The sequence below is a fragment of the Sulfurospirillum multivorans DSM 12446 genome (assembly GCF_000568815.1).
GTDB lineage: Bacteria > Campylobacterota > Campylobacteria > Campylobacterales > Sulfurospirillaceae > Sulfurospirillum > Sulfurospirillum multivorans.
In genome coordinates, this window is the sequence record NZ_CP007201.1 from 2,476,668 (window position 1) to 2,488,848 (window position 12,181).

10 protein-coding genes are annotated in these 12,181 nt (G+C 43.9%); 1 reads left to right on the plus strand and 9 read right to left on the minus strand.

Translation table 11 applies throughout. The features are described from left to right. The 9 genes from dsrO to ciaB form a co-directional block, all read right to left on the minus strand. Complete coding sequence (gene dsrO / locus SMUL_RS12800; protein WP_038533423.1) at positions 1-801, minus strand: sulfate reduction electron transfer complex DsrMKJOP subunit DsrO; 801 nt, start codon at positions 799-801, stop codon at positions 1-3. Between the two features lie 68 nt (positions 802-869). After that, positions 870-2,555 (minus strand): ATP-binding protein, encoded by a 1,686-nt coding sequence (locus tag SMUL_RS16800; RefSeq protein WP_051492700.1) that lies wholly within the window; start codon positions 2,553-2,555, stop codon positions 870-872. Continuing rightward, positions 2,518-3,210, minus strand: a complete 693-nt coding sequence (locus SMUL_RS12810; RefSeq protein ID WP_025345655.1) for a response regulator transcription factor — start codon at positions 3,208-3,210, stop codon at positions 2,518-2,520. Before SMUL_RS12810 ends, SMUL_RS16800 begins: the two co-directional genes overlap by 38 nt. Positions 3,211-3,285: 75 nt before the next feature. Continuing rightward, complete coding sequence (locus SMUL_RS12815) at positions 3,286-5,175, minus strand: GGDEF domain-containing protein (RefSeq protein WP_223809708.1); 1,890 nt, start codon at positions 5,173-5,175, stop codon at positions 3,286-3,288. Beyond that, complete coding sequence (locus SMUL_RS12820) at positions 5,129-5,725, minus strand: hypothetical protein (RefSeq protein WP_025345657.1); 597 nt, start codon at positions 5,723-5,725, stop codon at positions 5,129-5,131. The genes SMUL_RS12815 and SMUL_RS12820 overlap by 47 nt, the downstream gene beginning before the upstream one ends. Before the next feature lie 65 nt (positions 5,726-5,790). Next, entirely contained in the window at positions 5,791-6,582 is a 792-nt protein-coding gene (locus SMUL_RS12825) for a substrate-binding periplasmic protein (protein ID WP_025345658.1), read from the minus strand. A gap of 94 nt (positions 6,583-6,676) precedes the next feature. Continuing rightward, entirely contained in the window at positions 6,677-7,375 is a 699-nt protein-coding gene (locus tag SMUL_RS12830; protein ID WP_025345659.1) for an ABC transporter permease, read from the minus strand. 57 nt (positions 7,376-7,432) lie between these two features. Continuing rightward, entirely contained in the window at positions 7,433-8,878 is a 1,446-nt protein-coding gene (locus SMUL_RS12835; protein ID WP_025345660.1) for an acetyl-CoA carboxylase biotin carboxylase subunit, read from the minus strand. 78 nt (positions 8,879-8,956) lie between these two features. After that, entirely contained in the window at positions 8,957-10,822 is a 1,866-nt protein-coding gene (gene ciaB / locus SMUL_RS12840; RefSeq protein WP_038533427.1) for an invasion protein CiaB, read from the minus strand. 144 nt (positions 10,823-10,966) lie between these two features. Here ciaB and SMUL_RS12845 point away from each other — a divergent pair, with 144 nt between their 5' ends. After that, the gene (locus tag SMUL_RS12845) at positions 10,967-12,094 is read left to right on the plus strand and encodes a hypothetical protein (protein ID WP_025345662.1); all 1,128 of its coding nucleotides are present in this window, start codon (positions 10,967-10,969) and stop codon (positions 12,092-12,094) included. Positions 12,095-12,181 lie beyond the last annotated feature (87 nt).

Genomic DNA, 12,181 nt, shown 5'->3' on the forward strand with positions numbered 1-12,181 from the left:
TTATTCTCCTTTTCCTGACCACTCGTGTGTAGCCATTCCATCGATTTTTCGTGCCATATCGTCTAATACTCTTGGTGAATACGGCAAACCTTGAATTTCGCCACTGAGCGCTATGTAAAAAACGCGTGGTTTGGTTCCACTAGCAGGTTTTAAAACCGTCGTTGGAAAGCTTGCCAGTAGTTTGGAAACAGCCGAGTGCGGGTCATTAAAATCACCAAAAACACGCGCTCCTCCCACACAGCTTTCCACACACGCAGGCAATAAGCCATGATCGACTCTGTGTGCGCACAGCGTGCATTTATCAGCAACATTGGTGATCGGATTGAAATAGCGTTTGTCATAAGGGCAGGCGTTGATGCAGTATCCACAGCCCCAGCACACTTCACTGTCGACAACGACAATGCCATCTTTGCGCGCAAACGTCGCACCTGTAGGGCAAACACTCACACAGGAAGGTTCCGCGCAATGGTTACAAAGTTGGGGCAAAAACGCCTTATGCACATTAGGATAAGAGCCTAATTCATACTCAGGCACATAGGTTCTAAATTTCTCTTTGGGGACTCTGTTTTCGCTTTTGCAGGCACTCGTGCAGGCTTGGCAGCCAACGCATTTGCGCAGATCAATCACCATTCCAAAGCGCTTACCCTCTTGTCCGATGTAGCGTGCATCGCCACTTTCTCGTCCAGGATTGGTAAGGCTTATGGCGTTGGCACTAGGGGCAGTTAATACAGCAGCACCTATAAGAGCGGTTGTTTTTTTAACAAACCCTCTGCGGCCTTGTTGCAGCTCTTTCTCATCCATCATAACTCCTTTTGGTCTATTCCAAAAGCAATCATAACAATCACAAGAGAGAAACTAGGGAGAAAGCCTTAGAGGATGATCTCAAATACAGCGCCTTTATCGCTATTGTACGCGCGTAAAATGCCATTCGCATTTTTTTCGATGATGGTTTTGCTCATGTAAAGTCCAATGCCCGTCCCACTCTTGGCATGTTTGGTACTCACATAAGGCTCAAAGATTTTTTCGATCGGCTCTAATGCGATGCCACCGCCATTATCCGCAATGCAAATCAACGTTTTGCCCTCTTTACATGTAAGACTGATCCAGATCGTCGGATCACTGATAGAACGCTCTAAAAGCGTATCTTTGGCATTGCTGATAATGTTTAACATCACTTGGGCAAATTGACTCGGATAGCCCTCCACTTCACAGCTATGTTCAAGCTCTAAGATCAATTTGATGTGATGATTTTTCAAAGCAGATTCGATCAGTTCCAGCGATTTATGAATCGCCTCGCTGACACGGTAACGCTCTTTCTTTGTTTCACTCGCAAAGAAGTTACGAAAATCATCAATCGTTTTGGACATATACGCGATCAACCCTTCCGAGCGCTGAATGCGATCCTCAAAAATCGCTGTCGTGAGTTTCTGTTTTTCCCAAAGGATTTGCAGATTCATAAGCGTTGCACCCAGTTCACTCAGAGGCTGTCGCCATTGATGCGCGATATTGCCGATCATCTCGCCCATGCTCGCAAGCCTGCTTTGGTGCATCAAGATTTGCTCATTTTCCATGCGCCCTTTGATCTCTTCATTGACGCGATCTTCGAGCGTATGGTTGAGCTCTTTGAGGCTGGCTTCACTCTTTTCGAGGCGTAAGATCAAAACATTAAAACCATAATTGAGTATGATGAGAAGAACAGCCATCATACTCATCGCCACAAAAAAGGCTGCATAGACCGCATCTAAAAGCTTTTGCTGCTGATCGCTGATGTCTTGAAAGAAGATCAACTGAGCTAAATCATCGCGAATCAACCCCTTAAGCGTAATGACATGCGTAATGTAGGTACTTTTCTTATTTTGAGAAATCTCGCCATCGTGAAGACTAATGCCTAAAAGCGCCTCATCAGGAGGAACAAACGCCTCGCCTTTAAAGAGAATATAGCCTTTGAGGTTGGAGAACTCTTCGACCTCATTGAGAAAAAACTCAGGGGCAATCGCAAACTCAAGCATTCCGATGACTTTTTCATGCACGATGACTGGCACCATAATATGATACGCAGCGTAATGTTTGGAGAAGAAAAAGCCTATTTTAGGCTCACTAGGAACTTCGCCACTTTGCTCGATCTCTTCGTGTTTAGGTTCTTTGCCAAGGTACGCAAGAAGCATCAAGTTTTCATCGTAAAAACGAATCCCCAGCAGATAAGGATTTTCTTGTTTCAACACGTTCCAGCGAAAGCTTGAAAGTCCCGTAAGTTGCGCGATGTTTTTCTGCTCAAGTGCTTCTTTAATGCCGTATGAATCAAGATTGGCGTAGGCGCGATTAAGGTAAAAAGCACTCGTGCGCTTCAGCGTCATCGCATAAATGCTGTGAATTTGCGCCGCATAATCTTTACGCGACTTTTCAATGCCATCTCTCACATCCAAATAGCGCATCCAGCCAAACAGCGTCGCCATCGCTAGAAATAGCATCAATACGAAGATCATCGTTTTGGTTTTGGTCGAAGGCGTCGAGAGCGCTTTAATGTAAGACAAGTTTGTATCCGATGCCAAAGACATTTTCGATGCTCTCTTTGGTCAGTTTTTTGCGAAGCTCTTTCACAAGCGCTTTAAGCGCTTCCTTACTTCCGCCCTCTCCTGCCCAAATCGCCTCTTCAAGCGCGTCAAACGAGATCACACGATTTTTTTGACGCAGCAGATACTCAAATAAAAGACGCTCTTTTTTGGTGAGCACAAACGATACCCCTTCATTGATCAGCGTTCCCCCTTCTGGGTCATAGAAAAGGTCACTCCCCGCTTTGATTAAACCGCCTTCACCCCATTCGTACATCCACTCGGCACAGGTTTTAAGGGCATCTAAAAAGCTCTCTTTGGAAAAGGGTTTGAGAAGGTATTTACAGATATTGAGCTCAATGGATTGTTGGAAATAAGTAGGTTCTGCATGCGCACTCATAATGATCACGGGGACGCGCTTATGCGACTTTCGAATCTCTTTAAGCAGTTTGAGCCCGTCGCATTTTGGCATGCAAATATCTAAAAGCAAGATGTCAGGGTTGTGTTCAAAAAAGAGCTCCAGTGCCTCTTCGCCATCTCCCGCTTCGATGACTTTGTCGAAAAAAAGCTCCAAGGTTTGTGCCACGCTTTTACGTAAACTCGCTTCATCTTCAGCGTATAAAATAGACAGATGCTCAAAGAGAGAAAGTGGGTTTGCCATAGCGTATCCTTATCAAAAAAGACTATTCTAACGCACCTCAAATGAATTGTCAACCATCTTTACATGTAACGATTTCTAATGCTTAATCACACCCAAATCCACACACGCGATATGTGTCGGTGAAGATTTAGCACTCTTTTTTAGGACGCCAAAGATTTCATTGAGTTCGTTATCATCCAGATCGTGCTGGTAGCCGAATCCATGGCAAATAACCGCAGCACTGACCGTCATCAAAGGAAATTGCTGAATCACACCATCGCGATTTTTTGCCATAATGTACCCCGTACTTAACCCTTGTTCGCAGTAAAAACTCTTGATGTCCTCTGCAAATTTACTCACGATTTCTAAAATAATGCTATAGACTTTCTCAAAGCTATCATCATCTTTGAGGCTCCAACCAAGGAAAAAATCATCGCCACCAACGTGTCCGACCAAGCACTCATCAAAGCCAACGGAGCTTCGCAGAATGTCGGCAAAAAGTGTAATGGCGCGGTCTCCTTTGCGAAAGCCGTAGTAGTCGTTAAAGGGTTTAAAATTATCAAAGTCAAAGTACGCCATCATCACTTTTTCTTTACCGTCGACTGCATTGGCGACAAACTCGTTAATGATGCGGTTACCTGAAAGTCCTGTGAGCGGATTTTGATCTTTGGCATCGACAATATTTTTTTCATTGACAATATCCAGAAGCACTTTGGAGCTCAAAAAGCCCACGTATTTTTCATTTTCGGTGATCAAAATCGCGTCATTATCATCATCAAACGCGTAAATTTTGAGAATTTTTTCAATCGGGTCGTTGATGTCGGCTCGCCCACAATGTGAAATGATCTTTTTAAGGCTTCCTTGCGTCATATTATAAAGCAATGCTTTGCCGTAATTGGAGTAGATGTAGGCTTTAATATCCGTATCTTTAATGATGCCAAGCGGTGTGAGATCGCGTGCAAGCACCGGCACGAAATGGATCTTTTTATCACTTTTAAGCACATCATAAACCTCGTTGATGTGCGAATCAATAAAAACCGTGTGACTCTTTTGTAGGTATTTATCAATGTTGGCGATCTTACCACTTTTACGTTTGTCATTTTGAGAAACCATCTTGAGATGTTCGTACGAAGGAACGATTTCCAGAACATTGAGTGTTGGTCTTTGCACGAAATAGCCTTGCACCATATTACACCCAAGCTTCTTACACTCGACATACTCCTCTTCGCACTCTACGCCCTCGGCAATCGTGAAAATTCCCATCGCTTGGGCGATTTGAACGATGGAGCTGACGAAGAGTTTCTTCTTTTTACTGAGGTGGATTTCGCTGATAAAAAAACGGTCGATTTTGATGAAATTTGGATCGGCATTAAAGAGCATTTGAAGCCCTGAGAAGCCGACACCAAAGTCGTCAATCGCCATCTTATAGCCTTGCTGTTTATAGAGGTTTAGCACGAGTTTATCAACCCCAGCATACATGCCCACTTGGTGTTTTTCGGAGAGTTCAAAGCAGATATTGGACGTGTCCATCTCGTAGGTGGAGAGCAGTTCGCACGTGTAACCCGATTTAAAATCAGGCATCATCGTGATGCGATTGTCTAGGTTATAAAAAAGTTTAATGTGTTTGGAAAAGGGCAGTAATGAAAATTTGTGAATCGCTTTTTCACGCAATTTCACATCAATCATATAGAGTGCTTTCTCACTGTAAGCCGTGTCAAAAATGCAGTCAATCGTCGTAAATCCAGCAGGTTCGTAATTGCGTATCAAGGCTTCAACGGCGTAGAGTTTGCCCGTGTAAATATTGACAATGGGCTGAAAAGCAAAATCCGCCACTTCGACCAATTTTTGCCATTTGTCATTGAACATCGTGTATGATTCCTCTGTGTTGATGGGCAAATCATACACCAAAGCGATTACTAAAACATTACATGTAAAAGCGCTAGTCGCAGTTTTCCACGCAGATTTTATGCGGGATGACTTGTCCACCACACCCTACAAAACAGGTGTCATAGTGTTGGTCACACCCACAATTGGTTGTGCAAAAACTTTGTTGATTGACCAAAATCTGCTCAAACGTTGGACGCGTAGGAACCCAAGGCTCACGAGGACGGTCGTGGTTGAGACGGTTCATATAGCGACGTAATTCATCGCGTCTTTTACACGCATTGGGATCTTTGTTTTGTTCACACTGCCTTTGAAAATGGCTCAAGTCGCGACTGTAATCGTAATAATCCCTCTGCCAATGCCTCAAGTCCATCTCAAAACGCATCATGTCCATTTGGTAGCGACTGTATGCCATCTCGTACGCTCTTTGTTCATCCATTTCAACGGCTTTGGCTTTGCCATACGCATCATCAAGACAATACTGATAATTTTGTTGACACTGATCTTGACACCCTTGGCGAATCAGCGAACAGTTATTGAGGCAGGGTTGCGAGCGCGATGAGGCAGGAGGAATGTACTCATTTTTAATGACATAACGAGGACCGCATCCTGCAAACAACAGAGCGATACAGACCCAAAGTAAACGATGCATAATAGCCGCCTCTTTCAAATAATTTTGCGTATTATAGGGTAAAATCGTGAAGTTTGGGTGAATTTTTAAGGCTGAAGCACAGCACCTTTGAGGTAGTGTGAGACAATACGCTCATACATGCTTGAACCTTTACCATCAGGCTCTTTAAGACGGTTTAGCTGCGCTTGCATGATGCTCATCTGCTCTTTAGGAATCTCTTTACCCACGCAGATATAATAATCGGTGTTTAAAATGATATGCGCCAAGCGGTACTGCGCAACATCTTGATTTTCACTGATCAGATGGTACACAAACGGAACATCGGTATACACAAGTGCGTCAACTCTGCCATACTCCAACATTTTATAGCCCTGAATCGGTGTTGAAACGCGGGTAATGTTCAGACCATGCTTTTCGCCAATCTCTTGAAAAAGCACTTTTTCAGATGAAGTCTCTTTAATCGTCACAATGCGAAGCGGGCGTAAAATCTCTAACGTCGTTTTTCCCTTGGGCAGATCCATTCCGCGTTTGGTAATCACCGCAAGTTTCACCGTTGCCACAGGTCCTAGCCAGTAAAAAAGAGGTTCTCTCTCTTTAAGCTTCACTGCGGTGACCAAGTAAGATCTGGGATGTTTGAGGGCTTCATCGTACATTTTATTCCACGCATCAAATTCAATCTCGTCTTGGGAAAATTGGGGTCGTAACGAGACAAGACTCGCTTCCAAAAGATCAATACTTAAGCCTTTAATAGCACCTTTGTCACGAAAACTAAACGGCGGATTGGGGACGGCGTAGAGTGAAATGTCGCTCCCTATAAGAGAAGTTAATCCTAAAATAATGACACTAATTCCATACACAAAATGAGATCGAAGCTGCATGATAGACCCTTAGTCAATTCATTTGAGAGGCTTTAAAAGTGTAACACATGCCGCCTTACGTGCAACCAAAAGTGTGACAAAAATGACGAAGAAATTAAACGTCACCTTGTGTGCGCGTTTGATACAGAAGGTACAAAATCGCGCTGATCGCACCACTGCTCAAAATCATCGCCATCACGACAATTTGGTAGCGCACCGCAATGAGAGGGTTGACACCTGAGAGAATTTGTCCCGTCATCATGCCTGGCAACGAGACAAAACCGACGGCTAGAAACGAATTGATCTGAGGAATCATCGAAGCTTTAAACGCGATAGCGCGCGCTTTTTCCATGCTGTGATGCTCACGCTCCTTGTCATAACGCTCCGCACACAAAGAGATCGCATTCATCGCATTGGCATAGATCATACCTGCTAGAGGAATGACATAGCGCGGATCGAGTGGGTTTGTAAGCTCCAAAACGCCGCCTAACACAAGAGCAAGGCTGAGCGTTCCACCCACAGTGATGCTTACCAAAATGACCAAGTAGCTTTGAAAAGTTTGAGCGTGAATATTGCGCCTCGCAATCAGTGACGCCACAATGAGCATGACCGCGATCAAAAGGGCTAAAAGCCACAGGGAGTTGGTGCTAAAAAGTGAAGTCAGCACATAGCCAATGAGAATAAGCTGAACACTCATGCGAAGCGTTGCAACAGCAATCTCTGTTTTGTCTCCTACCCAACGGTAATAGAAAAAAGCAACCAAACCAAGCGGTGGAAGCAGGTAAAGCAGGTTAAAAAGCGAGATCGTTTGCATGGATTAAGCCTTACATGTAAAGAGGAATGCCAAAGCACCCCTCTTTAAGAGATGATCTTACAACCCTTGATTTTTAAGTGCCGCCACAATCGCCGCGATGTGCTCATGTTTGATCTCATCTTCTTCGATGTCATGGATCGCGTCTAAGGTAAAGGTTGGAAGTTTTTTATCAAGATACGTCGTGTTAAAGATACCATTTTTAAAATCTTCGTCCCGCACAATTTGACGATGCAGTGGAATGTTGGTTGGAATGCCTGAGATGATAAATTCATCCAAAGCACGTCTGGCTTTGCGCACCACGCCATCCCAGTCAATGCCCACAACAATGAGCTTTCCAATCATAGAATCATAGTTGGTCGGAACCACATAATCTTTAAAACCAATGGCATCAAGTCTTACACCAGGACCGCCAGGAGAGAGATAGGTCGTAATGCGACCCGAAGAGGGGATAAAGCCATTTTTGGGGTCTTCCGCGTTGATACGACACTCAATTGCGTAGCCTCGAAACTTGATATCTTCTTGCATCGTAGGAAGTGGTTCACCCTCCGCAATGCGGATCATACTTTGAACGATGTCGATGCCCGTAATCGCCTCAGTGATCGTGTGCTCCACTTGAACCCGCGTGTTCATCTCGATAAAGAAGAAGTTATCGTCTTCATCGACCAGATACTCCAGCGTTCCAACGCTCTCGTAGCCTAGTTTAAACATCGCTTTTTTAGACGCGCGAAGGAGTTCATTGCGCACTTTGGGGTTCAGTCTAGGACTCGGAGCGATCTCCACCACTTTTTGATGACGCCTTTGAATCGAACAGTCGCGCTCGCCTAAGTGAATCACATTGCCACATTTATCTGCCATGACTTGCACTTCAATGTGGCGAGGATTTTGCACGTATTTTTCAATAAACGCATCGCCCCTGCCAAAAAAGCGCTCTGCCTCTTTGGTTGCGGCTTCAAACATCGCGCCAAACTCTTCCTCTTTTTTGACAATTCGCATCCCTTTTCCACCACCACCAAACGCTGCTTTAATAATGACAGGAAAGCCAATCTCACGTGCCACACGAATCGCGGCATCGATTTCAAGAATGGGCTGATCGGTACCACCAAGAACGGGAACACCTACGGCTTTCATCGCAATTTTGGATGCCATTTTGTCACCAAAAAGGGCGATATGCTCTGGCTTTGGACCAATGAAAGCAATGTCATGATCGATACAATACTGCGCAAAATCAGCATTTTCAGACAAAAATCCGTATCCTGGATGAATCGCGTCTGCGCCAACCTCGATGGCAAGTGCTACGATATTTTTATAATCCAGATAAACCTGAATGGGATCGCCCTTGAGCAGATAACTCTCATCTGCTTTGCGGACCCAAACACCATTTGCATCAATCGTTGAAAAAACACACACACTCTTAATCTCCAACTCTTTACATGCCCTAATGACCCTAAGCGCGATTTCACCGCGATTGGCGATCAATACCTTTGTGATTTTCCGTGCGTCCACTTGTCTTCTCCCACTCAAAATAGAACACGAATTATAGCACTTACCTATTAAATTCGTTGCCCTATCCCAAGTATTTTTTCACACCTGCCATTCGCCTCGCTGCACACTCTCATCAATGTCGCGTCCCATGCTTTGGTGCAACGCCCAATAATAGTCCACAAACTGTTTTACATGTAACACATTAGGCATGTAAAGTCCTTCGTTTTTAGTGGCATACTGCTCTAAAAAAAGCTTCGCATCGGTTTTGGAAAGATAATGACGCAACAACGCTGTATAGGTTTTAAGATACCACGCTTTAACTCTTTCATACGCTGAATCACTCAAATCGATCTGCAATGTCCCCTCAAATTTCAACACACCACACTCAAAAAGTCCTGAGAGATGAATCAACCCTTCACAATAATAAGGTTCAACTTCACCCGTTTTCATCCACCCAATGAGCCCCACCGAACGCTTAATAAGATCGCGCAAGAGTGCTGTTTTTAAGTGCTCATCTTCATTCATAAAAAAGGCAACCAGTCCGCCCGTCGTGGCTTTAAACTCTTCGATATTTTTAAACACGCCACTTTGGTTCATGCGCGCTTCCGTATCGTGATCCATCCACAAGATGTGCCCGAACTCATGCCCGATCGTGCTCACTTCATAGACTTGATGCCATAGAGGCGCTTGATGAAAGATGATCTCCCGTTCCGCGTCCATAAACGCTTTTCCAAAAACCTGTTGGTTGATTTTTAAAAAGGGTTTGGCACGCAGAGAATCTAAAATATTATCGGAAAAGGCAAAGATCTTTTTGCCCAGTTCTTGACTAACCGTTTCGTCATTGGGAACCACTTGCGCGGAGAAAAGTCCGTTAAATTCTGCGGCATAAAAGAGTGCTGGACGCCCGATGTAGAGTTGAACGCGCTTGAGGTTTGAGAGGACATTCTCTTTTACATGTAACGCATTTTGACCGTTTTGATCAAACAAGGTGGTAAACATTTTAAGAATGCGATCAAACGTGCCATACGCCCCTTTGTTTTCAGGGTTGGAGACTCTCACATCCCACTCCAAAGCGACCGCTTTTTTGTAGTGATCTTCGTAGTATTCCAAAGGATGACCGATCTGAATCGGCGTGGTGATTTTCATCCATCTGCGATCCACTTCCGCCCATTTGGCGATCAGTTCACTGCGCTCTTCTTCGCCAAATGCCTCATCAAGCGCTCTAAAATAATCAATGTAAAACGTTTTGTGATCCCAATCAGGATCGTCCATTTCGGACAGGTCGTCGCATAAACTCTGCAATGCATTTCTCACCTGCTGAACTTCTTTTGCAAACGCCGTTGCATAAGCTTTTGCGATATAACCGCCCTCCACTTTTTCAAGCACTGAATACGACCGATCGCCATCTTCGCCATTGGGGGCTGGGTCGAGCAAGCCGTTTACATGTAACATCTGCGCGATCGCTTCTTGGTCTTTGGCGTATTCCAGTTCCAAAAGAGGATTGATCGTGTTGATGATGTGCTCATTCCACGACGATTGCCATGTGCTAAGTGCTAGCCCTACTTCATGAACACCACGCAACATGCGTCGGTAAAACGGTGAAAAGAGCCACTCTTTATCGACAAGCGTCAAGAGTTCACCGTGCGCTTTGAGGTAAAATTCACTCACCCAAAGATAGGCTTTCTCTTTTGCTTGCGTGATGAAAACCTCATCTTTTCCCTCTTTTTCCAACGCTTGTACCAGCTGTTCATCCCGAAGGTTGATCAGACGTGTGAGGGCTGCAACCCTGTTTTCGCGAATCAACGAAAGCTCAACGCTCTGTAAAAACGTGTCGATAAACGCTTCCATGCGTTTATCGTACGTTTGTGACTCCACAATACTAAAGTAATTCCCAAGCTCCCTTTGGCGCTCACCTAAAAGATCGTAAAATCGTCTTAAATCATTTTCAAATTTCTGGCTCATCATTTTTCTCACATTTGTTTGTCAATTTAAGTATAATCTTAACGCCTTTTTCATCTATACAAGGTTAAGAAAAAGAGCTGCCCAACAAAATTCTCAACGATTGCCGATTTAGCTTGTTGATCCTAGATCATTAAACCAGGAGTTGCTATGACCAGCCGCTACGAATCCATCAATACCTATTTGAATCGTGGTATCATCGAGGCGAATATCGCCTATGCCAAAATGCACCAAAGCTCTTTTTCGATTGTAAAGTTTGGATTTGAAGTCGACTTGGAAGATGGCTTTTTCTTCAAAGATCTCATCGCGTTTATTCACACTGAACTTGGCTTTCACACATTGTTGCAGCAAGGGGTGGACACCTTTTTGATCGTTTTGCGCGACATTAAAATTCACCATGCCAAAAAGGTGCTCAAAAAGTTAGAACACGCCATCAAACAAAATTTCAAACTCGAAATCAAACACATGGGACTCACCTTGTTTGATGCGAGCGATAGCTACAAATCACTTTTAGACCGCCTTGATAAATACTACGTCATGTCACGCCTTTCCACCCGTAAAAAGATCTTTTATGGCACGTTGGATTTTGACTTTTACGAGACACAAAATAAAAATGATGTCTTAGCCTCCATTTTACGCAAAGAAAATACCGTCACCTTGCACAATCTTTACAACGGTATTCCCATCAAAGAGGTCGCAACGATTGCTAAGTTTGATGAAGGCATCGCGCAGATCAAGGTCATGACGCCCAAAATCTTCTACTACACGAAAGAGAGTTTTACCTTTATTCAACACGACAAAATCCCAAGCATCATCAAAGCCAAAATCATCAAAGTCGATCCTTCTAAAACCCTGGTCGTGCTTGCCAATTTGGAGTTTTTAGATGCTTCGCCACTGGATCGAAGCTATATCAGAGTGCAACCTCAAAAACCGATCAATGCAACCCTTTTGATCAACAAAATCAAGTTCATCGATGGCACGCTCGATACAATTTCGGAGAGCTCTGTGGTTTTACATGTAAAGCTTGACGCTATTGAAAAAATCATTCACCAAGATTTTGTGGAAAAAGAGTTTGACATCGCCTTTCATATTCCCAGTGAAAAAGGCTTTTTAACGATGGTTTCCGCCAAAGCGACCATTTTTAGCATTATCAACGAAACCATTGTCATCAATCTCCAAGCAAATCCATTTATGAAATCCAAACTAAAAGAGTACGTCTCCATGCGTCAAAATGCCCTTTTGGTAGACTTAAGGCAACAACTTAAACACATGAGCTAGTCCAACACTCAGAATCTTTAGTAGATTTAAAGTGAACTTATACTACATTTCCCAGCTACAATAAAATCATTACAGATTGATTACAAA

Bases quoted from the DNA above. Each gene is read 5' to 3' on its own strand.
- dsrO (WP_038533423.1), bottom strand. From the start codon at position 801: ATGGATGAGAAAGAGCTGCAACAAGGCCGCAGAGGGTTTGTTAAAAAA.
- SMUL_RS16800 (WP_051492700.1), bottom strand. From the start codon at position 2,555: ATGTCTTTGGCATCGGATACAAACTTGTCTTACATTAAAGCGCTCTCG.
- SMUL_RS12810 (WP_025345655.1), bottom strand. From the start codon at position 3,210: ATGGCAAACCCACTTTCTCTCTTTGAGCATCTGTCTATTTTATACGCT.
- SMUL_RS12820 (WP_025345657.1), bottom strand. From the start codon at position 5,725: ATGCATCGTTTACTTTGGGTCTGTATCGCTCTGTTGTTTGCAGGATGC.
- SMUL_RS12825 (WP_025345658.1), bottom strand. From the start codon at position 6,582: ATGCAGCTTCGATCTCATTTTGTGTATGGAATTAGTGTCATTATTTTA.
- SMUL_RS12830 (WP_025345659.1), bottom strand. From the start codon at position 7,375: ATGCAAACGATCTCGCTTTTTAACCTGCTTTACCTGCTTCCACCGCTT.
- ciaB (WP_038533427.1), bottom strand. From the start codon at position 10,822: ATGATGAGCCAGAAATTTGAAAATGATTTAAGACGATTTTACGATCTT.
- SMUL_RS12845 (WP_025345662.1), top strand. From the start codon at position 10,967: ATGACCAGCCGCTACGAATCCATCAATACCTATTTGAATCGTGGTATC.